Here is a 22165-nt window from a genome sequence, read left to right as displayed (position 1 = left end):
CCCCTGACTTTTTACGTTAAGATTTAACGTAACTGACAACAAGATAACAATTAAAGGAAACCATTATGTCGGTCGCCGATTCATTAACCTACATGACTGGATTTGGAAACGAATTTGAAACCGAGGCTTTGTCCGGTGCGCTGCCGAAAGGGCAATTCAATCCACAGCGGGTAAACTACGATCTTTATACCGAGCAATTTAACAGTACCGCCTTTACCGCGCCAAGAAGTAGCAATCGTCGCACCTGGTTTTACCGTATCCGACCCAGCGCCGTACAAGGCGAATATCAGGCAATTGACAATGGTTTAATTCGCACAGCGCCGATCACTGAGGCCGTTACTCCTCCGAGTATGTTGCGTTGGGATCCAATTGATATCCCGACTCAGAAAACGGACTTTATTGACGGATTAATTACCATGGCTGCCAACGGTAACGCGAATGGTCAAAGCGGCATGGCAATTCATCATTATGCATTGAACGCCAATATGGATAACCGTTACTTTTGTAATGCCGATGGTGAAATGCTCTTTGTCCCGCAACAGGGTGAATTGTTGTTGTTTACAGAATGCGGCAAGTTAACAATAAAGGCAGGGGAAATCGCCGTGGTCCCCCGCGGCATGAAGTTTCAGATCAGTTTATTCAGTGATACCGCCCGTGGCTATTTGTGCGAAAACTATGGTGATCCTCTGCACTTACCTGAGCGTGGTCCTGTTGGTGCGAATGGTTACAGCAATGATCGTGATTTCCAGTACCCGGTTGCGGCTTTTGAAGATATTGAGGGTGATTTCACCTTAGTCACCAAATTTAACGGAAACTTGTTTCAATGCCCTATCGGTCACTCTCCATTAGATGTAGTCGCGTGGACCGGTAACTCCGCCCCCTATAAATACGATTTATCCCGCTTTAATGTGATCAATACCGTAAGCTATGACCATCCAGATCCATCAATTTTTACCGTGTTAACATCCCAAACAGCAACGCCTGGTGTAGCAAATCTGGACTTTGTTATTTTCCCACCTCGGTGGATGGTCGCGGAGAATACCTTTCGCCCGCCTTGGTATCATCGCAATCTTATGAGTGAGTATATGGGCCTGATTGAAGGTGTATATGACGCCAAGGAGCATGGTTTTGTGCCTGGTGGAGCAAGCTTGCATAATTGTATGTCGCCCCATGGCCCTGAAGCCGACGTGTTTGAAAAAGCCAGTACTGTCGACCTTCAACCGCAACGTTATGAGAACACGTTAGCCTTTATGTTTGAATCACGCTTTGTTATCTCACCAACGGCTTATGCCCTGCACGGCAAAGAGCGCCAACATAATTACATTGAGTGTTGGCAAAAAATTCAAAAGAAGTTCAATCCTAAAACCCCCTAGAATAACGCGCCTTTATTCACGGTTATTGAATCATGCCCTATGCTTTAGGGCATGATTAAACAAATCATAACATGCTACTTTTTGGCACTACTGGTTTGCTCTAACCTGACCTCAGTTTCGGCAAAGCAAGCGCCAAACCTCGAACAAACATTCGATGACAGTCAATTGTTTACGTATTCTCGCATCTATCATGCGAAGCGCGTTATCGATCACCTTCGTCATTTTGGCGCCAATAATTTTGCGTCTGTCAGACCCATTGCCGCCGTTGATTATTCCGCACCAGGGATCCAACATCTAGTGGCAATTGTCGATTTGCGCACCAGTCCCGTGGTGATATCCCTCCCTGAGCAATTGGGCCCATATCGAAGTGTGCAGGTCATTGATCTCAACTATCGACAAATATTTTATCAACAAACGACCCAAGGCAAATTCAAATATGTCCTTAGCCACGTCAACGATAAAAATCGCAAACCGGACGGTAAATTTATCCACAGTCATTCCGACTTTGCAATGGTGGTACTGCGCACATTATCAGGCTACCCCAACGCCAGCTATTCGAATAAAGAAATCAGCCGGCAGATAACCCTGTCAGGGTTTAGTGAAAATATCGCGATCCCAAGGATTGAAAGTAATGACGTTAAGCTTGCCAATATCGCCCCGCAACGCATCATTGACTGGCTGCTTAAGCACCATCAATTTTCGCCGCTGGAACAGATCTGGCTGGCACTGCAACGACAAGAATATCATTTAGATATTGCAGCTAAGATAACAGAGCAGTTAGCACAAAAAGCAGATACCATCGCGTTTTGGCACAACCTCGGATTAATGAACGGGGTAACGGATCCCATCCAGATTCCCCTTGTAAAGCAAGCGCTTAGCCTGATGTTCAACTATCCTTCAATGGCGGCGACCAATCGATTGGAAGTCGCACAACGAATTCATTTCAGCAACCTCGAACATCCATCGTCATACGCAGATAAATCGCAGATTTTTTTCATAAAACCTGACCATATTCGTGCTGGTTTGTGGAGTATTGATACCCTACCTAACGACAATGGCGCTGATAGTTTTTTCTCTGGCTATCACAATTTCAATACCAGCGTTGATTACCGCGGAGAAATCGGCTTTTCTCTTAACCTTCAACGCCCTTATCCAGTAAGTCAAAACAGCTACCGAACTGTGGGTTACCCCCTGTTCGTTGACGCTCGGCGCCCTGTTTTGCGCAGTTTTTATTACCAACCGCAATTTTCGCTATTACAACAGGTGCAACAAAATAATAGTCCGTTAGCCGATATCACCGCCGACTAGTGCTAATGCCTACTAATACTGATGAACGCTAAGTTCAGAAATGGCCGATTGAAAGACTTTGTGTTGTTCTGGATCATCCGGTTGGGTGCCGCCTGGAATACCCTGAATTCGAATTGCCGTGGTAGAGACCGGTTGAAAGCGCACCAAATGATCAATGACTTTGCCCTGCAAGTATTTATTGTTATGGAGTTCCAAACGCGGGGTGATATTCAGTGCTTTTACATCTTGCCATTCTTGCTGGTTATCTAAATATTGAACATGAATGCTGGTAAACCAACCGCTGTCTTCTTTAACGTATCCTGGGTTAAATAGTAATGTCGATATCTCTTGAGCGGTTTTAAAGCGGTAGCCATAGGTATCCGCTGATGCCGGCGCTTTAGCTTGTGGCGCGGAATAAAAGGTATCGCCCTGACTCAAACCATCACGTAATCCCCGCTTGCCATCGCGGATAAGGAAAATTTCATCGTCCAACTGCTGATACTCTTTATCATTATGAATGACGGCCTCAGCCTCAGGTGCCAGATTTTTACTATGGATGGATAGTGTATAGGTTTGTCGATTGGTCATCCCGGGCGTTACGCCTTGAATTGTCACTTGAAAAATCCCGGTTTTGCCACTGACGCCGAAGATTCTATTATCTTTCAGTGTGACCCCCTCAGGTAAACTCCCTTCTACAATAGAAAAGCGCACATAATCAAGCGACTGATGATGTAATAACGGGTAAAATTCAAATTCAAACTGTTGATTAACTTCGATAAATAGCGGCGGTGCTTTGGCAAGTTCCATAGGCGCGACAAAACTGGCCTCGCGATTAATCCGATAAACTTGTTGCCCATCTACGGTTTCTTTGCTGCCGCCATTGGCGATAATCACCTTTTCTCCTTGCGTAGCAATACGACGAGCCATATCTTCAATGCTCGCATCAGGAAGGTCTTCTCGGGTAATGTTGATGTACTTATCGTTAAAAGGTTTTTGCCATTGTTTGTTGCCAAAAGGATACAGCAGAGATTCTGGAATGGCTTGCACACCGCCGATGATTCCTAGTAAACCTCCAAGGGTTGCGGCCTGATTGTCGGCATCAAAACCCATGGCGACCGACATATCCATCGTGCGCTGAAAATCCCCTTGCCCATATAACAAAGCCAGTATTGCGCAGGCACCATTTAACGTCGCATCAATGGCATACCAGGAATTTGGGTTGTACTCGAAGTTCCCTGCATACTTAGCGGCCATTTCCTGACGCGCCTGCTGCCAGTTTTGCGGATACTTTTGATAAAGCTTTTGCATATCGATCACAACGTGTGAAAATTTGCCATCTTTAGGCAAGGCTTTTAAACCAATATTGATTAGCGTGTTGATATCGGATTCATAAAACGCGGCACTATACATCGCAGCATAGTGCATTGCAGGCTCTACCCCGAAACTGTCATTGGTGATCCGCGCTGCCCAGTCGGTTTTTTGCACCGCATAATCAATCATCCCTGGGGCGGTCACCGCCCATATTTCATTGATAAGTTGCGGGTCGATTTGAAACCACTCACTGTTATAGTATTTATGACCCGTTAAAGGGGGGCTAAAATCCGCCCGCATTAATGCCAAAGCCTGGCGGTTAGCAGCCCAAACCCGTTCTCGCACCTGGTGCTGCCAGTCTTCAGCCAGTTGTTGGTAATAAGGAGTGGTGCCGTATTTTTCCATTGCCAACAGATACATATATTCAATATCGGTATCATCGTCAGAAAACGCACCATTGAACTCTTTAAGACGTTCTAGACTACTGCCATATCCATAAGGAAAGTTTTCCGGACCGGGTTGTTCGATAAACTTAAATTCATAGGGTAAACCATAAAAGTTGCCGACCATTTGCCCTAACCAGGAGGCATAAACTTTGTCTTGATAATCGGCCATCGACAACGAATATGTCGACTTGCTATCCGCGCTTTTTAACTCTGCACTTTGCGAAGCCGCATTTTGAAACAAGCCAGGAATCAGTAGCAATGACGCCAAAATGCAATGGCAAAGATTCGAAGATAACCGTTTCCGTGCTGCCCGACCGCCCATAACAACCACCTTTATTAGATTAAAGTCTCAGCTACAAGTACTTATGTTAATGATCAGATTTAACTTCATGCACGAGAGCCTGCGAAGGATTGCAGCACAATAAATCAGAGATTCACTTTCAGTGTAATTAACACCACAAGATAATCCAAGTTCACAACCAATGTATATAAGTTTCCACCAAAGCGCTCGGTTAACCGAATTCTCTGGGCTATACCTTAAGGTTTATCACCTAAACAGCCGATGTATACCTCCAAGTAAAAAACAATATGAACATAATGTAAAAGCAGAAAATACAAATCGTTAGCTACCAAGGGTTACCCAGTTTAACGTACCTCTTTGACCGAAATAGCGCTTTTACACGATTAACGTTTGCTGGTTGAAAAAGGTTGCTGATTTATCATTGTGTTATGACTTTCAGTGTCCAAAAGATCAGTTTCAAGGGGTGAATCAGTAAGCAATCCATCAACATAAAATTCCGTTAAAAATAGCAACCAGTGCAGATAAATTTGATTTTCCAGCCCCTGTTTTGATTAACTTTTGACCAACATTGAATTAACAATTAATGTTGACGTTAAGTAAATAACGTATTAGTTTATAAATAACCGCATTTTTTCGCAGTAAAAGAATTAAAAATGTAAGCGGTTACAAAAAACAAAAATACAACAGGGATTAAGTTCCCAGGGGAGAAACAGATGACGAACTTTACGTTCAAGAAGTCTAAGTTAGCCACCACACTATCACTAGTGCTGGGCGCGACGACCATGGCCAGTGCCGGTGCGCAAGAAAGCACCCAGGCAGATGGCGATGAAATCGAAGTCATAGAAGTTACTGGCATTAAAGGCTCAGTAATTCGAGCAATGGACGTCAAACGTTCATCAACAGGCATCGTGGATGCTATTTCCGCTGAAGATATGGGTAAATTCCCAGATACCAACCTTGCAGAATCATTACAACGTATTTCAGGTGTATCCATTGACCGTAACAATGGTGAAGGTCAAAAGGTAACGGTACGTGGTTTTAGCTCATCACGTAACCTGGTGCTTATCAATGGCCGTCAATTGGCCAATACCACAGGTGATCGCTCTTTCAATTTTGATAACCTGGCAGCTGAAGGTATTTCTGGTTTAGAAGTTTATAAGACGTCCATGGCCAAATTAGCCACGGGTGGCTTAGGTGCAACCATTAACCTAAATACCAATGAACCACTGGCAATTGGCAAGCAAAAAGCGAGTTTCAGTGTCAAAGGCGTGAATGATAGCTCGACGGAAGAAGGTAGTATTACTCCTGAACTTTCCGGTATTTATTCCAATGTATTTGCCGATGGTAAATTTGGTATTTCATTAACCGCCAACTACGCAGAGCGTGAGTCAGGTAGCCAACAAGCAGAAGTTGGTACTGGTTGGCGCTCATTTGAAGCGCGTCAGCACCAGGATTGGGGTGACGGCGACAATGCTACCTGGGGTGGTGTTCCTTATGAAAATCAGGTAAACCGTCCTGATCCGAATAGCGATGATATTTATTCAGTTCCGCAAACCACTATATACAAATTTGAAGAGCAACAGCGCAAGCGCCTAAATAGTCACTTAGTACTTCAATACGATGTATCAGACAATTTCCGCGCCACCGTTGATGCAATGTACATCGAAAAAGAAGTTGATCTTCAGTACAACGATATCTCAGCATGGTACACCTTTGCACCATCTGAAAACGTATGGTCAGATGGTCCTGTTTCTTCACCATTACTTTATAGCGAATACTATGGTGAAGGTTCTTTGCAGGATTTATCCATGGGTGCACGCAATTCAGGTACTCGTGAAGACACCACCATGATAGGTTTAAATCTGGAATGGCAGGTAACCGACAATTTCTGGATGGAATTTGATGTCCATACGTCAGATGCCGTTGAAGAGCCTAACAACAAATACGGTAGTGCGAATACCTTATCATTGATGGCACGTATTCGTGAAGGCGCCGCCACCGATTTTTCTGGCGCTTTACCAGTACTTGCGGTGAAAGGCTCAGAAACATTATCGCCGGAATTGATGGAAGTCGCGGGTAGCTGGTTCCGTAATGACCGCACAGATATTGAACTCGATCAGGCACAGTGGAATGGCTCCTATGATATGGACGAATTCGGTTCCATTGACTTTGGCGCTGCATATATGAACGCCTCTAACCATCGTCGTGAAGCACCACAAATTCAACGTGATGACTGGGGTGGCATGGGCGCAGGCGTATTTGATGCATCGCAATTACCAGAAAGTAGCATTCATGATAAATTTGATGTCAGCGGCGGTTATTTTGCTGATTTTCAGGATCAAGATGCGGGTAGCTGGAATATTGTCGACAGATATTATAAATGGGACTTTAATACCATCGTTCCTTATGCTGAGTCTTTATATGGTCAGCCAGCAGATTCGATTTGTGGTACCAACTTCTGTCCATCAAATAACTTTGCCCAAGGCACCGACCGGTACGTAGAAGAAACCATTACCTCTATTTACTTTCAATACAACTATGAAGGTGAAATTGGCACCATGCCATTTGACGTGCATTTCGGCTTGCGCCACGAGCAAACTGAAATTGACAGTACTTCTGCGGTTGTTAATTATGAAGACTTTGACAGCTGGGTAGGTGAAACAGAATTTTACCTAACGCCAATTGATGGTGATTTTATTTACCAATCAAGAAGCGGTGATTACTCACACACCTTACCTTCAATTAACTTGAATCTTGAGTTAACCGATGATTTGATTGTGCGGGCAGCATACAGCGAAACCATTAACCGTCCATATTACGGTGACTTGTCTGGTGGTACCTCAGTAGGCCAAGGACATAACCTGGCCGGTGCTGGTGGTGGTTCTGGAAACCCTGGTTTATTACCGCTTGAATCGGATAACTGGGATTTCTCCGTTGAATGGTATTACGCCGAAGGTAGCTACCTATCTGCCGCCTATTTTGACAAAACCATCACCAATGCGATTACCACAACAACTGAAGATTTCAGACCGTTTGATATCAATACGCCAATTGGCGGTCAGCGCTGGAATGAAGCAGTTGCAGCAGTTGGTATTGCCGATAAAACAGCGATGCGTAACTGGATATATGATAACTACGCTGATGGTGAAACGGTTTATCTGAATGCATCTGGTTTTGTTGTTGTTGAAGGTGTTCCTGGTGACCCATTATTAGACTTTGCAATCAGCGTACCGAGCAATTCCAGCAATGAGCAAGGTTACGATGGTTTAGAGCTAACAGCTCAGCACCTATTCGGTGAGTCAGGTTTTGGTGTGATCGCTAACTACACGTTTGTTAATACGGATAACACCTATGACAACACTAGCCTTACTCTAGATGTAAATCCAGAGACTGACATCAGTGATACTGCCAACCTTATTGCCTTTTATGAAAAAGACGGATTCCAGATTCGTATTGCTTATAACTGGCGTGATGAGTTCCTGAAGTCTTACTGGGAAAATGCTGCAGACAATGCACCAAACCCTGTATATACCGAAGAGTACGAGCAGTTTGATATCAGCGCAAGTTACGACTTGCCATGGGTTGAAGGCTTAACAGTCTTCCTCGAAGGTATCAATATTACCGATGAGTACACTCGTAAGCATGGTCGTTCTTGGAATCAGGTGACAAATGTCACTCAGACCGGTGCACGTTATGCGCTAGGTGCTCGCTACTCCTTCTAATTTTTGAGGATAGCAACACTGATAATAAAGCCGCGGAATCCCGCGGCTTTATTTTCTCAATCACCCCTATTTCTATTGTAATAACCGCAATGTTTTAGCATTATGGTTCTAACGCAAATGAGTCCATAAGCCACGCAAACTGGGCCAAACTATCAGATGATGTAAGCAGCATGCCGAATAATAAAATACAACAAATCACCATACTCGGTGGAGGCACCGCGGGTTGGATAACCGCCGGAATCATCGCTGCTGAGCATTGGGTAGAGAACGATAAAAACAGTATTCAGATTACCGTTATAGAATCTACTGAAATAACGCCTATCGGTGTCGGTGAAGGTACCTGGCCCACCATGCGTGATACATTAAAATCCATGGGCATTGACGAAACTGAATTCCTAAGTCAATGCGATGCGTCCTTTAAACAAGGTTCCAAGTTTGTTAATTGGTGCCGGGGAGATAACGATTATTATTATCATCCGTTTAGTTTGCCGGAACAATATCACCAGCTAAATTTGGCTAACCACTGGTTACAACATAAAGATAAAATACCTTTCGCAAATGCCGTAACCTTCCAGGCAGCGCTGTGCGAAGAAGGTTTAGCCCCAAAGCAAATATCGACCCCTTCTTTTTCCTTCTTTGGTAATTATGGATATCATTTGGATGCTGGAAAATTCGGGCCGTTTATTCGTCAACATTGCGTCAATAAACTTGGTGTAAAACATATAAACGATACGATCACCGATATTAACCTTCATCCAAATCAAGATATAAAGTCCGTAACCACAGCAAAACATGGTGAAATTGGCGGTGACTTGTTTATTGATTGTACCGGAACCCATGGTCTGATTATCGACAAGACCTACCAAATCCCGTTTGTGAGTCAAAAGCATGTTTTATTTAATGACACTGCCATGGCAGCACAGATAAACTACGACTCTGCAGAGCAACCAATCGGTTCTTCAACGCTGTCTACGGCACAAAAAAATGGCTGGATTTGGGATATAGGCCTGCAATCGCGCCGTGGCGTCGGTTACGTATATTCGAGTAGTCACCAAAATGACGATAATGCCGAACAGACGTTGCGTCAGTACATCCAAAGCTCTACGATAAAACTCGATGAAAATGATATTTCAGTACGAAAACTTGCCATAAACCCAGGGCACAGGGAAAAATTCTGGCACCAAAACAGTGTCGCTATTGGCATGTCTTCTGGTTTTATTGAACCACTAGAAGCATCGGCGATTGCACTGATTGAACTTTCCGCGAAGTATATTGCAAAACAACTGCCACAAAGCCGTTCCCATATGGATATCATTGCTGCGCGCTACAATAAAAAATTTCTTGAGCGCTGGCAACAAATTCTCGAATTCCTGAAACTCCATTATGTACTGTCTCAAAGGCGGGACAGTGAATACTGGCTAGATAATACCTCTGCGACCACAATCCCCGCAGATCTGGCGGAAAAGTTAACACTATGGCAGTCACAATGTCCGTATACATATGATTCGCTGGTTACCGAAGAACTATTTCCGTCCGCGAGTTACCAATATATTTACTATGGCATGGGAGGGGAAACCCGCCCCCAATTCAGCCGAAAGATAATTGATGAGCAACAACAAGTAAACGCGTTAATTCAGCAAAACCGAAGTAAAACAGCACAATTGCTAAATACTCTCCCGACAAATCGAGAGCTACTAAACAAAATCAAACAATATGGCCTGCAAAACATATAAAGATAACAACAGGATACGATATGGCAAAGCATGAACTGGTTAACAATGTTGACCACAAAGATTTAAAAATTAACACCAACCGTTGTACTGAACTGGGTGATAACCTGTGGTATACCCTAACCTTTCCCGACGAATTTCGTGCGGTTCAGGCATATTATCCAATCTTCTTCCAAAAAGAAGGAGAAACGGGACAGTTTGCGCCAGTTGCACTTTTTGGCTTCCAACATCAAGAGAATCTATTTCTAAATAATGACGGCTGGGATGCGGGTTATATCCCTATTACTGTCGCTCGCAGTCCCTTTACCATAGGGACTCAAACTCAGGACGTTGATGGCAAGCCGCAACAACAGCGAGTGCTCACTCTGGATGTCGAACACCCACGAGTGAATAAAGACGAGGGCCAATCCCTATTTATGGAGTTTGGCGGTAACAGCGATTATCTTGATTCTGTTGCAGCAATGATGGAAGCAATTCATCACGGGATCGAGGCAAACAAAGAGTTCGCAGCGTGCCTGAGTGAACTAGAACTTCTGGAACCATTTACCCTGGACGTCGAACTCTATGATGGTTCAAAGCATCAAATGGTCGGTTTGTATGCGATTAATGAAGAGAAGCTTGACCAATTGCCGGATGAAAAAATGGCAGGATTAGTTAAATCTGGATATTTAAAAGCAATCCATTTTGCAATGGCATCGCAAGGCAATATTGGCCAACTTTTAGCGCGCAAGAATAAACAGCTTGGGTTGAAACGAAAATAGAATAATATGTTAAATATCACCAAACAAGTTGAGCAGGTCCAAGGGGTCGTTTCGGACAGTATTACCGATGCATTGCTTTATTCGCCTGTACCTCTTGTTTTAAAAGGATTTTGTCAAAGCTGGCCAATCGTAAAGGCCGGCTTAGCATCGAATGAAGAAGCTGCGGATTACCTGCGCTCGGTATATTCTGGTGATCCTGTAATTGCCAGTTTAGGTGCTCCTGACATTAAAGGCCGGGTGTTTTACAACGAAGACTTTACTGGGTTTAATGTGGCAAATTCCCGGGTGGATTTGAATCTGGTACTCGATAAAATTCTTGAACAACAAAGCTCTGCTTCACCTGCAACCATGTACGTGGGTTCCACGGATGCTCATCGCTGGTTTCCAAAACTGGTTGAAGATAATGATTTTAATATTACCAATGCGATTCCAATTGTAAGCCTTTGGATAGGCAATCAAAGTCGGATCGCAGCCCACTATGATTTTCCAACCAATGTTGCCTGTAATGTTGTTGGAAATCGCCGATTTACCCTATTTCCCCCGGACCAAATCAGTAACCTTTATCCAGGTCCAATTGAATTTGCTCCCGGAGGTCAGGAGATTAGCCTGGTGGATTTTGAAAATCCCGACTTTAAAAAGTACCCGAGGTTCGAACAAGCGATTGAAAACGCGCTGGTGGCGGAATTGGCACCGGGAGACGCATTAATCTTACCCAGTATGTGGTGGCATCATGTGGAAGGCTTAGCACCTCTGAATGTGCTTGTAACGCACTGGTGGAGAGATACACCTTCTGTCTATGGTCGGCCAAACAATGCGTTATCAATGGCGATTATGGCGATACGAAGCCTTCCTAAAGAACAGAGAATGGCCTGGAAGCACATTTTTGACCACTACATATTTGCGGAAGAGCTAGATCAACACAACCATATACCTGAGCAGGTCAAAGGGAAATTGAATCTCCCTCTGGATACAAACATGGCTCGTCAATTAAGAGCTGAACTTTTGAATAAATTAAAGCGCTAACCCGACGAAAACAATAAAAGGGTAGAAACTATGTTGAACAACAAGAAACAGATTAGAAAAGTGGTTATCGCCGGGGGCGGTACCGCAGGCTGGATGGCAGCCGCTGCAACAAGCAAACTACTTGACCATCGAGTCGAGGTCACATTAGTAGAGTCGGATTTGATCCCGACCATAGGTGTTGGTGAAGCGACAATCCCTACCCTACATTTGTTCCATCGATTACTGGGTATCAATGAAAGAGAAGTAATGGCGGCGACTAATGCCACTTTCAAGCTTGGAATTTCTTTCGAGAACTGGCGTGAAAAAGACAAAAATTACATTCATTCATTCGGTTATTTAGGTCCGGATTGCTGGGCATGCGGGTTCCAGCACTTTTGGTTAAAAGGTAAAGAACGAGGCCTGGTATCTGAAATCGGCGATTATGTCCCAGAACACCTAGCAAGTCGTGAAGGAAAATTTGCGGTAATGGCAAAGCAAGAGCTGAACCATGCCTACCACATGGATGCAGGATTATATGCGAAGTTTCTTCGTAAGATTGCGGAAAAGAGTGGTACAACTCGAGTTGAAGGTACTATAGATGAAGTTCAACTTGATCCTGAAAATGGCTACATAAAGGCACTTAAGTTAGCGAATGGTCAGTTGGTTGAAGGCGATTTATTTATTGACTGCACCGGATTTAAAGGGCTTTTAATCGAGCAGACCTTGCACGCCGGGTTTGATGACTGGAGCCATTATCTACCCTGCAATAGCGCGATTGCAGTACAGACCGAATCTGTATCAAAGCCGGTTCCCTATACTCGTTCAATCGCCAGAGAATCAGGCTGGCAATGGCGAATTCCATTACAAAACAGAACTGGAAATGGATTGGTTTTTTGCGATAAATACATGACCGATAACCAGGCCATTGATGCCTTATTAACCCATGTGGAAGGTAAGACGCTAAATGACCCAAGAGTAATTAAATACACAACCGGTGTAAGGCGTAAACAGTGGGTTAAAAACTGTATCGCATCGGGTCTTTCAGCAGGTTTTATTGAACCGCTAGAATCAACCGGTATCCATCTATTTCAAAAAGCGATCGTGCGATTATTACAGCTGTTCCCGCAAAACGGTTTTAACCAGGTTGATATCGATGAATACAACAAGCAGAGCATGGAAGAAATGCTTAATATTCGTGACTTTATTATCATGCACTACCATGTGACCGAGCGTGATGATAGCCCGTTCTGGCGTTACTGCAAAAATATGCCGATACCGGATTCACTCGCTCATCGACTAGAGTTGTTCAAAGAGTCCGGTCGCGTATTTAAGAAACATGGCGACTTATTTGGAGAAACATCCTGGGTACAATGTCTGATAGGGCAAGGTATGATGCCAAACAGTTATCATCCGATTGTGGATGTAATGAGTGACGGTGAGTTAGAAAAATTTCTCTCCCATGCAAAAATGAACACAAGAAAGAAAGTCGATAATTGGCCAGATCACTGGCAGTTCATTCAAAATTACTGCCCATCAAATACAATGTAATTAGAATACGTTTTAGTCTTAATAAATAGCCGGATCTGAAATTTCTATATCCGGCTATTTTTCGTGATTTAAAGACTGTAAACGACAATACTCTCATACGGTAAATACCGTGAGAAATTGGATTATGTTATGGCTGCTTCCCTTCCACCAAAATAGCCTCATCGGAAACTGTTTCGCAACCTTTGCCGGTTACGATATCTTTTGAACATTGATAAACACGCACATAATCAACAATCATTTTTGCTTCAGTTAAGGAGCTATCAATGCCTTTTTCATTCACATTTTCAGCCCAACTACCGCCAATAGCTAAGTTAAGTAGTAAATGAAAGTCCTGATTAAAAGGTGCGGTGTCCTCTGCAATCACAACCACACCACTATCATTGGTGTATTGACTGTACCAACCGTCACTGGTTTGCGTTGCATAGTGAATATCATCCATATACCAACGGATTTCGCCTTCTTGCCATTCCACCGCATAGGTGTGGAAATTCTCCCAAGGTTTTACTCCGTCTTGAAGAAAATCCTGCCCAGAATAAACATTATTTGGCCAGCTACCGCCATAGTGCAGGGTACCGTGAACGCGCGTTTCGATATCACCGGACTGCGCCCAGCTAGCATCACTGGCGGCGCCTAGATTTACCGCTTCCATGATATCGATTTCGCCAGATGCGGCCCAGCCGCCATAAACATAATCCGTAGGCAGCATCCAGATAGCCGGCCAGGTTCCCTGTCCTTGTGGCAATTTAGCCCTTACCTCAATACGACCATAGCGCCAGTCTTTCAGGCCTTTAGAGCGCAAACGTGCCGATGTGTAGGGTAATGTATTGGTGATATTCTCATTATAATCTGGAGAATCATCTTGTACCGCAGGTCCGGTAAAGGTTTCTTTGCGCGCAATGATGTGCAGACTGCCCTGCTCAATTACCGCATTATCAGTTCGGTTGGTGTAACATTGCTTTTCGTTATTACCGCCGCCCCAGCAGTTTTGTTCAAATTGCCAGTATTCAGTATTAATTTCAGTACCATCAAATTCGTCCTGCCACAATAGCTGCCAGTCATTACTTTTAGTGACAACTTTGGCAGGAAAAACCGGTTGTGTAGGTTCAGGAGGAGGTGTAGGCGTGGGTGGGTTGGAATTTGACGAATCATTTTCACCGCCACCTCCGCCGCATCCGGTTATTGCGAGCGTTAAGGCTATCGCTGTTAACCGGCTGGGTATTCGCGCTAATTGATTTCTCATCTTGCATTCCTCTTACTGTTATTATTAAAGAGCAAGGTACGAAACAAGCTTATTTCATACCTTGCTGAGGTAAAGATAGATTTATTAGACGACAATCTATGTATGAATTAATTGCTAATATAAAATTCCTATCGGCAGGTTATTTTCGCCGTAGCACCTTGATTGGGCACCATTCTGATTTTAGCAAATGACACAACACCGCTGCCTTGCGTTGCAATACCAAATGGCATATTCACCCGGGCAAAGTTTAGCCCTTGCTCGCTAAAGCACTTAAGATCGACACTTAATTCCTGCCATTCATGAATGGTAAACCCTTTGATCACCGAGGTGATATCTACCTGTTTTTGGCAATCGGCTTCGTCACAGTGCATTTGCAGATAAACCTTTTCACTAAACTCCTGATCTTTGCGCACTAACAAGGTTAACGCTGAATCGTTTTCCGTATAATTACGCAAGTCTTCAACAAAGTTGCTGCGCAAACTCACCATGGCTTGCTCAGTCCCTGCAAAGGTAATGGTTCTGGCATCTTCCTGCACGTCTTTGTCCATGGTTTGCAATTTAATGCTACCAAGTTCGACGATGGAGCTATTGACCCCTGTTGATTGGTCACCAGAGACTAGGTTGATTGCCCAAGGGGCCTTTTCTGCGTGCTCAAATAACACCAGAGGTTGATCCGCATCAGCAAATTTCGCAACCGTCTCATCAAGATCATCGACAAGTACATTTTCGTCGCCATATGTTAAACCAAATCCATAAGGTAATAATGGATCGTAGTTATCATCATTACGATTTACCGTAGTTTGTGTGGCCGATTTGGGCCATGAGAAAGATAACTTACCGACAAAATCATGCTGTGTGGTACCCGCGCTATCGGTTAACAAAACATCGGCAATGCCCTGCCCTTCACTGCCCGGTAACCATGCAGCCACAAACGCATCGGAGGCATTAAGTTCGGCATTTACCCACATTGGCCGACCAGAAATAAATACCGAAACCACAGGAATGCCATCTGATTTTAACTTTTTAAGCAAAGCCAAATCTTTCTTATTGCCGCGCTGATATTCAAGGTTGTCTATATCGCCAATCCCTTCGGCATATGGCTCTTCTCCGAACACCACTACCGCCACGTCCGGTTTATTTTGATATTCGCCATCAATGGCTAGCTCAATGTCACCACCGGCTGTTGTTACCGCTTGTTCAAAGCCGGCAAAAATTGATGTGCCTCCAGGGAAGTCAGCATTGGTGTTGCCAGTCCCCTGCCAGGTAATGGTCCAGCCTCCTGACTGTTTACCAATATTATCAGCCGCATCTCCAGCAAGGAGAATTTTTTGGTTTGGCTTAAGAGGCAAAAGCTGGTCATTATTCTTAAGTAACACTAAAGACTCGCGAACCGCCTGGCGGGCTACCGCGCGATGCTCGTCGGCACCAATTAATTCAAGTTTGCCCGAAACAGGACGATTGGCAGGGCTTGGCTTGTCAAATAATCCGGCGCGAAGTTTTACTCGCAATATACGCGATACCGCATCATCGATCCGGCTCATCGGGATTTCACCGGATTCCACCTGAGCAATGGTATTTTCATACAAAGGTTTCCAGGCATCCGTTGGTACCATAAAAATATCCAAACCCGCATTAATGGTCTGGCTACAATTATCATTGGTGCAGCCTGGAATCTGACCGTGACCATTCCAGTCGCCGACAACAAAACCATCAAAGCCCATTTTCGTTTTCAAGACATCGGTTAACAGATATTTACTGCCATGGTTTTTCTCGCCATGCCAGCTATTAAATGACGCCATCACCGATTGCGAGCCGGCGCTTAAACCACCAACATAACCTTGCGCATGGATATCAAATAACTCTTGCTCCGATGCCAGGTTATTACCCTGATCGTCGCCATTTTCAGTACCACCGTCACCAAGGAAATGTTTGACTGTCGAGATTACCCTGCTATCGCCTAAAAAGTCTTTATCCGCAGCACCTTGCAAACCTTTTACGATAGCAGCGGAATATTCTCGGACAATTTCCGGATCTTCAGAATACCCTTCATAGGCACGCCCCCAACGATCATCACGCACTACCGCAACCGTTGGTGCGAAGACCCAATCAATCCCGGTAACCATCACCTCAGTAGCGGTAATTGCTGCAATTTGTTCCAACAACTCTGGATTATTGGCCGCACCTAAGCCGATATTGTGAGGAAATAGCGTCGCGCCAATCACATTGTTGTGACCATGAACTGCATCGGTCCCCCACATAGTAGGAATCGCGATACCATCTTCACTGTCTTCCATCGAGGCCTGATACATATCTTCGGCGAGCTTTATCCAGTCCGCTGGCGTTGCATGTTTATCGTCATTTGGAAATGCACCACCACCGTTTAAATACGAACCAAAGCCGTATTTACGCATATCGGCAATGCTAATATCACGTATTTCCGGCTGGATCATTTGCGCGACTTTTTGCTCAAGCGTCATCGTCGCAATCATATCAGTAATTTTCTGTTCTATTGCCGGATCTTTTTTCACCGGCAATTCAAGCACTGGCCAGATATCTAAGTTGTGTTGGGTTTCAGTTGCCTTAGTCGCAGGCGTTGAATTTTCTTCAACTTCCTGAGGCGGCTGATTGCACCCACTAAGCAGTATCGAAGATGTCCCGACAAGCGCCAAAGACACAAGATTAAGTTTGGTTCGTTTAATATTCAACTTACTCATAATGAATTCCAATTAACCGTTTACAGGACGTGGTTTAGAGCCTTTAAGCCCGTAATAACAAATATAGACATAACAGATAATCGGTAAAATAAACGACAGTTGAATACCGATAGTATCCGCAAGCAACCCTTGAATCACAGGAACGATTGCGCCACCAACAATGGCTAAGCATAGGATTCCTGAGCCTTGTGCGGTATGCGCACCCAAGCCTTTAAGTGCCAATGAAAATATAGTCGGAAACATAATAGAGTTAAACAAGCCGACCAACAGGATTGCCCACATCGCCAAATGCCCTGAACTAAACACCGTCACTAAAATAAGAACGCAGGCCATCGTGGCGTTAAATGCCAAGACCTTTCCTGCCGCTATTTTTTGCATAACACCGGCACCAATAAAACGCCCAACCATGGCGCCTCCCCAATAGTACGCGAGGTATTTGGCCGCTTCAGACTCTTCCATTCCCGCAATCGACGCTTCACCAAAAAAATTGACCATAAAACTGCCAATCGCCACTTCGGCGCCAACATAAACAAAAATGCCTAACGCACCCAACACTAAGTGCTGATACTCCCAGGCGCTTCCGGATACGGTTTCTGATGTGTCGGTGTGCTCTGCCACTTTAGGCAGTTTTAGCCAGGAAAATATTGCTGCCAGTGCTAACAAAGCGGCTGCCAACATTACGTAAGGCATTTGTACTGACGCTGCTTTTTCCGCGGCAGTTGCCATCGAAGAGGCAACATTATCGAGAATAAGATAAGCGCCAAAATACGGCGCAATTGTTGTCCCGAGTGAATTAAACGCTTGCGTCAAGGTTAAACGTGACGACGCCGTTTCAGCTCTGCCTAGGCTGGTGACATAGGGGTTTGCTGACACTTGCAGCAATGTGATGCCTGACGCTAAGATAAATAACGCCAGCAAAAATACCGGATAGCTATGCATTGATGCGGCTGGATAAAACGACAGACAGCCAAGGGCAGCAATCACTAAACCAACGACAATACCTTTTTGATAACCAATTTTTTTAACCAGATAACCACTTGGCAGCGAGCAAATAAAATATGCGCCAAAAAAGCAAAATTGTACCAGCATCGCCTGGGTGTAAGATAAATCAAAGACGGCTTTAAGGTGCGGTATTAAGATGTCATTAAGACAAGTAATAAACCCCCACATAAAGAATAGCGATGTTAAAGAAGTGAGTGCGAAAGTGTAATTAGTCACGCTTGCGGCGGTATGGACAGACGGATTAGCCGTAGTCGATGAATTCATTTTTATTCCCCAGATGTTCTTTGGCCAGGCGCATTTTCTATATATTTTCACGCCTAACTGATTATTTTTTCGGCCTATTTGCAACAGATACTATTGACCTTTGACGATGAAAGCTCTACTCTTTGTGCAAATGTAAGCGGTTTCATTTATACCATGAATTTGAATTTCCCGGCAATGCTTTTATTCTTTAGCAGTAACTTTTGCCGAAAATCAAAAGTAAAAAATAAATGTGAATACTTACAAACTTTAAAACCTGAGCTGTGACAAGAGAAGTATGAAATTATCCTTACCCCAAGATTCCAGAATGCTGGATAAAGAGTTCACATTTGGCGTGGCAACAGCGTCATTTCAAATTGAAGGTGGCATTAATAGTCGCCAGACCTGTATTTGGGATACCTTTTGTGCAAAACCCGATACCATCGCCGATACATCAGATGGCAGTGTTGCCTGTGATCATTTCAATTTATGGAACGATGATGTCAATTTAATCGCCGATATGGGGGTTGATGCCTATCGATTATCTCTTGCCTGGGGCCGGGTCTTAAATAAAGATGGCACCGCCAATAGCCAAGGTATCGAATTTTATCGAAACCTGCTTTCCGGCTTAAAAGCGAAAAATATTAAAACGTTCGTAACCCTTTACCACTGGGACCTGCCTCAACACCTTGAAGATAATGGTGGCTGGTTAAATCGACAAACGGCACACGAATTTCAACGTTATGCAGATGTCGCAAGTCGTGAACTCGCCGACTTGGTCGATTCTTGGGCGACCTTAAATGAGCCGTTCTGCAGCTCCTACCTTGGCTATGAGATTGGTATTCATGCGCCAGGAAAATCACAGCAGGCATTCGGCCGCCAATCCGCACATCATTTGCTACTTGCCCATGGTCTGGCGATGCAGGTGTTACAGAAGAATTGCCCGAATAGCCTCAATGGGATCGTACTTAATTTCACCCCAGGTTATGCGGCAACCGATTCCGACGCAGATAAGCAGGCAACGGCCTATGCTAACGATTATTTTAATTGGTGGTACAGCCGACCTATTTTCGAAGGTAAATATCCGGATATTATTGATAGTTTCGATGAAAGCATTAAGCCTGATATTCACTCCGGCGATATGGAAATCATCAGTACGCCAGTGGATTTTCTCGGCGTAAACTTTTATACCAGAGCGGTATATAAAGCCCATCCAAGTGACATTTTTGAAGAAATTCCACCAACGGATGCACCCGTAACCGATATGGGGTGGGAGATCTATCCTTCAGCGTTTACAAAATTGTTGAAAGAGTTGGACGCGCGTTATCAGTTGCCTCCCATCTATATCACCGAAAATGGCTGTGCCATGAAAGACAGCCTTACATCTGGCACGGTTAACGATCTCGGTCGTATTCAGTATTATCAGGATCATCTCAACGCTGTGGATACAGCAATAAAACAAGGCGTCAATGTTCAGGGGTATTTTGGCTGGAGCCTGATGGATAACTTTGAATGGGCATTAGGTTATACCAAACGATTTGGCTTAGTGTACGTCGATTACGACAGTCAGCAGCGTTATCTAAAAGAAAGTGGTAAAGCCTATTCTGCTCTAATTAAAAACAGAACTTAGAAAATGAAGAAACTAGCTGATGTTAAAACAATTTTTATGTTAACTTAGCTCAAGTTTTTTCATCTGCTTTTAAATTTTAACGATGAGTACCATTTACGAAGTATCGAAACTCGCCGGCGTATCCTCCGCTACTGTCTCCCGGGTCATGAATAACAGCTCCAGAGTCAGCCCGAATACCCGGGACAAGGTACTCAAAGCCATGGACGAATTGGGTTTTCGTCCCAATTCGATTGCCCAGTCACTCGCATCAAAACGTTCAAATTCAATCGGCGTGGTGATCTCTGAATTACAGGGCTCCTATTACGGCATGCTCCTTAATGAAATAGAGTTGACCCTAAGAAGTGCCAAAAAACATGTCATGATTGCTGCCGGCCATGCCGATGCAGCCATTGAAGAAGATTCGATAGAATTCCTTTTGCAACGTAGTTGCGATGCCCTAATTTTATTTGTTGAAGCAGTCAGCGACCAATATTTGCGTGATTTGAAAAAACGCGGGGTATTATTTACCTTGATAAACCGTCAGGTTGAAGGACTGGAAACACAATGCTTATCCATTGATAACTACCAAGGTGGTTATATGGCCTGTCAAAAAATGATTGAAGTGGGCCATCAAAGCATTGCCTATATCTCAGGTCCTGAATGGAAGCTTGATGCCATGGAGCGTTTGCGTGGCCACCGCCAGGCATTAAAGGATCATAAACTGCCAATCCATGACGAATTATTTTTTACCGGCGATTACACCGAATATAGTGGAGAGCATGGTTTCGAACAGTTATATAAATCCGGAATCAAATTTTCAGGCCTGGTGTGCGGCAATGATGAAATGGCTGCAGGCGCTATCATGGCAGCGCGGCATTTAGGCCTGGCATTGCCTGATGATTTATCCGTTATTGGCTTTGATGATGCCTACTTTTCCCGGTTTATTTATCCGCGCTTAACGACGATAAAAAACCCGATCAAGGAAATCGGCACAGTGTCTGCCAATCGAGTGTTGCATTCCACTTATGGATTGAAATCCAAAAATCTGGAATATGACAATCAACCATTATTGATCGCACGAGATTCTCTGACGGCGCCCAAATAGCCTGCCCAACATTAAAAATGATAACGAACGGCGTCGGTATTTCGCATTAACGGCGTGCGCTTTGCAACAATAACATAACGCACGTCAGTTGAATTAGTATCATAAGGGCTATGCACAATTAACCATTGCAAGGCAATCGGTTTGCTATCTTTTTGCACCTCACTTACCCATTGCTTCAACGCTGTGTCACTCATCAATTGAATATCGACAATCTGATACGTACCAGGGCCTTTAAAATCGTCCTGTAAGGTAATTTTTTCAGACAGATTTAAAAATCGCAAACCTTGCATGTAGGCATTATGATTTAAAGAAATCGAGAGCCCTCTATGCCAACGATAAATCCGAGGTTTTGGCGAACCTTTATCAATATCCAGTTGTGAATGGTTAACCGCTGAAGAAGAGTCGATTGGAAAAGTATCTGCAAATGCGCACTGGTTTTGTGAACAAGAGCCTGACAAAGTGGGGCTTAACCGGATCACCGCAGACGACTCAGATCCAAAAATGCGCTGTTCAATTACGATGGCAGGAACGCCAAATTCCACCCCTGAATTTTCTAAGCCTGGGCTAGCGCCAGGCTCCAAACTGCCATCCAAGCTGAAATCGAGATTGGTTTTAGAAATTGGTTGAATGTCAGTAAATATACTTGAGTAAGCAACCCAGTGAGTCAAAATACCCGCGCCGGCAAACAGATAAGCCGCCCACCATAGTAATTGTGCCGTGAATTTAGCAATGGTTTGAATTTTCATGATGCCTCCCGGTTTTATACCTATATTA

At 44.2% G+C, this 22165-nt stretch carries 14 protein-coding genes; 9 read left to right on the top strand and 5 right to left on the bottom strand.

The genetic code is table 11. The annotated features are described in order from the left end of the window. The first annotated feature begins 65 nt into the window (after nt 1–65). The gene (gene hmgA, locus FE810_RS04905) at nt 66–1373 is read left to right on the top strand and encodes a homogentisate 1,2-dioxygenase (RefSeq protein ID WP_138318913.1); all 1308 of its coding nucleotides are present in this window, start codon (nt 66–68) and stop codon (nt 1371–1373) included. Nucleotides 1374–1424: 51 nt separating this feature from the next. Then, the gene (locus tag FE810_RS04900; RefSeq protein ID WP_138318912.1) at nt 1425–2681 is read left to right on the top strand and encodes a DUF1254 domain-containing protein; all 1257 of its coding nucleotides are present in this window, start codon (nt 1425–1427) and stop codon (nt 2679–2681) included. A gap of 12 nt (nt 2682–2693) precedes the next feature. On the opposite strand, the gene FE810_RS04895 is transcribed toward FE810_RS04900, so the two are convergent. Then, nucleotides 2694–4739: an ADP-ribosylglycohydrolase family protein gene (locus tag FE810_RS04895; protein WP_138318911.1), complete on the bottom strand. Its 2046-nt coding sequence runs from the start codon at nt 4737–4739 to the stop codon at nt 2694–2696. A gap of 692 nt (nt 4740–5431) precedes the next feature. Here FE810_RS04895 and FE810_RS04890 point away from each other — a divergent pair. The 5 genes from FE810_RS04890 (at nt 5432) to FE810_RS04870 (ending at nt 13481) form a co-directional block, all read left to right on the top strand. Further along, nucleotides 5432–8440, top strand: a complete 3009-nt coding sequence (locus FE810_RS04890; protein WP_138318910.1) for a TonB-dependent receptor — start codon at nt 5432–5434, stop codon at nt 8438–8440. A 170-nt stretch (nt 8441–8610) separates the two neighbouring features. Continuing rightward, complete coding sequence (locus tag FE810_RS04885) at nt 8611–10173, top strand: tryptophan halogenase family protein (RefSeq protein WP_138318909.1); 1563 nt, start codon at nt 8611–8613, stop codon at nt 10171–10173. Nucleotides 10174–10193: 20 nt separating this feature from the next. After that, a complete protein-coding gene (locus FE810_RS04880) occupies nt 10194–10931 on the top strand; it encodes a SapC family protein (RefSeq protein ID WP_138318908.1) in 738 nt (245 codons plus the stop codon). Nucleotides 10932–10937: 6 nt separating this feature from the next. After that, nucleotides 10938–11954: a cupin-like domain-containing protein gene (locus FE810_RS04875; RefSeq protein WP_138318907.1), complete on the top strand. Its 1017-nt coding sequence runs from the start codon at nt 10938–10940 to the stop codon at nt 11952–11954. Nucleotides 11955–11984: 30 nt separating this feature from the next. Further along, nucleotides 11985–13481 carry a tryptophan halogenase family protein gene (locus FE810_RS04870; RefSeq protein ID WP_138318906.1) on the top strand — a complete coding sequence of 499 codons (1497 nt, stop codon included), beginning with the start codon at nt 11985–11987 and terminating at the stop codon, nt 13479–13481. A 127-nt stretch (nt 13482–13608) separates the two neighbouring features. Here FE810_RS04870 and FE810_RS04865 read toward each other — a convergent pair whose 3' ends face one another. The 3 genes from FE810_RS04865 to FE810_RS04855 all read right to left on the bottom strand — a co-directional run bounded on the left by FE810_RS04865 (nt 13609) and on the right by FE810_RS04855 (nt 18701). Further along, nucleotides 13609–14721, bottom strand: a complete 1113-nt coding sequence (locus tag FE810_RS04865) for a glycoside hydrolase family 16 protein (protein ID WP_138318905.1) — start codon at nt 14719–14721, stop codon at nt 13609–13611. Nucleotides 14722–14849: 128 nt separating this feature from the next. Continuing rightward, complete coding sequence (locus FE810_RS04860; protein ID WP_171022265.1) at nt 14850–17435, bottom strand: glycoside hydrolase family 3 protein; 2586 nt, start codon at nt 17433–17435, stop codon at nt 14850–14852. Nucleotides 17436–17447: 12 nt separating this feature from the next. Continuing rightward, the gene (locus FE810_RS04855) at nt 17448–18701 is read right to left on the bottom strand and encodes a sugar MFS transporter (protein ID WP_138318904.1); all 1254 of its coding nucleotides are present in this window, start codon (nt 18699–18701) and stop codon (nt 17448–17450) included. A gap of 274 nt (nt 18702–18975) precedes the next feature. Here FE810_RS04855 and FE810_RS04850 point away from each other — a divergent pair, with 274 nt between their 5' ends. Together FE810_RS04850 and FE810_RS04845 are read left to right on the top strand one after the other, a co-directional pair. After that, nucleotides 18976–20307, top strand: coding sequence for a GH1 family beta-glucosidase (locus FE810_RS04850; RefSeq protein ID WP_138318903.1), 1332 nt, complete (start codon nt 18976–18978; stop codon nt 20305–20307). An 82-nt stretch (nt 20308–20389) separates the two neighbouring features. After that, on the top strand, nt 20390–21391 hold the full coding sequence (locus tag FE810_RS04845; RefSeq protein ID WP_138318902.1) for a LacI family DNA-binding transcriptional regulator: 1002 nt from the start codon (nt 20390–20392) through the stop codon (nt 21389–21391). Nucleotides 21392–21402: 11 nt separating this feature from the next. On the opposite strand, the gene FE810_RS04840 is transcribed toward FE810_RS04845, so the two are convergent. Next, complete coding sequence (locus tag FE810_RS04840; protein ID WP_138318901.1) at nt 21403–22137, bottom strand: hypothetical protein; 735 nt, start codon at nt 22135–22137, stop codon at nt 21403–21405. Nucleotides 22138–22165: the final 28 nt, after the last annotated feature.

The organism is Thalassotalea litorea, from assembly GCF_005843925.1.
GTDB classification, from domain to species: Bacteria; Pseudomonadota; Gammaproteobacteria; order Enterobacterales; family Alteromonadaceae; genus Thalassotalea_A; species Thalassotalea_A litorea_A.
The sequence above is the reverse complement of the archived record's forward strand: the minus strand, read 5'-3'. Positions and strand labels throughout refer to the sequence as shown.

Excerpts from the sequence above, each read along its gene's own strand:
- FE810_RS04855 (WP_138318904.1), bottom strand. The coding sequence starts at position 18,701 with ATGAATTCATCGACTACGGCTAATCCGTCTGTCCATACCGCCGCAAGC.
- FE810_RS04885 (WP_138318909.1), top strand. The coding sequence starts at position 8,611 with ATGCCGAATAATAAAATACAACAAATCACCATACTCGGTGGAGGCACC.
- FE810_RS04870 (WP_138318906.1), top strand. The coding sequence starts at position 11,985 with ATGTTGAACAACAAGAAACAGATTAGAAAAGTGGTTATCGCCGGGGGC.
- FE810_RS04860 (WP_171022265.1), bottom strand. The coding sequence starts at position 17,435 with ATGAGTAAGTTGAATATTAAACGAACCAAACTTAATCTTGTGTCTTTG.
- FE810_RS04875 (WP_138318907.1), top strand. The coding sequence starts at position 10,938 with ATGTTAAATATCACCAAACAAGTTGAGCAGGTCCAAGGGGTCGTTTCG.
- FE810_RS04900 (WP_138318912.1), top strand. The coding sequence starts at position 1,425 with ATGATTAAACAAATCATAACATGCTACTTTTTGGCACTACTGGTTTGC.
- FE810_RS04840 (WP_138318901.1), bottom strand. The coding sequence starts at position 22,137 with ATGAAAATTCAAACCATTGCTAAATTCACGGCACAATTACTATGGTGG.
- FE810_RS04865 (WP_138318905.1), bottom strand. The coding sequence starts at position 14,721 with ATGAGAAATCAATTAGCGCGAATACCCAGCCGGTTAACAGCGATAGCC.
- FE810_RS04890 (WP_138318910.1), top strand. The coding sequence starts at position 5,432 with ATGACGAACTTTACGTTCAAGAAGTCTAAGTTAGCCACCACACTATCA.
- hmgA (WP_138318913.1), top strand. The coding sequence starts at position 66 with ATGTCGGTCGCCGATTCATTAACCTACATGACTGGATTTGGAAACGAA.
- FE810_RS04850 (WP_138318903.1), top strand. The coding sequence starts at position 18,976 with ATGAAATTATCCTTACCCCAAGATTCCAGAATGCTGGATAAAGAGTTC.
- FE810_RS04880 (WP_138318908.1), top strand. The coding sequence starts at position 10,194 with ATGGCAAAGCATGAACTGGTTAACAATGTTGACCACAAAGATTTAAAA.
- FE810_RS04895 (WP_138318911.1), bottom strand. The coding sequence starts at position 4,739 with ATGGGCGGTCGGGCAGCACGGAAACGGTTATCTTCGAATCTTTGCCAT.
- FE810_RS04845 (WP_138318902.1), top strand. The coding sequence starts at position 20,390 with ATGAGTACCATTTACGAAGTATCGAAACTCGCCGGCGTATCCTCCGCT.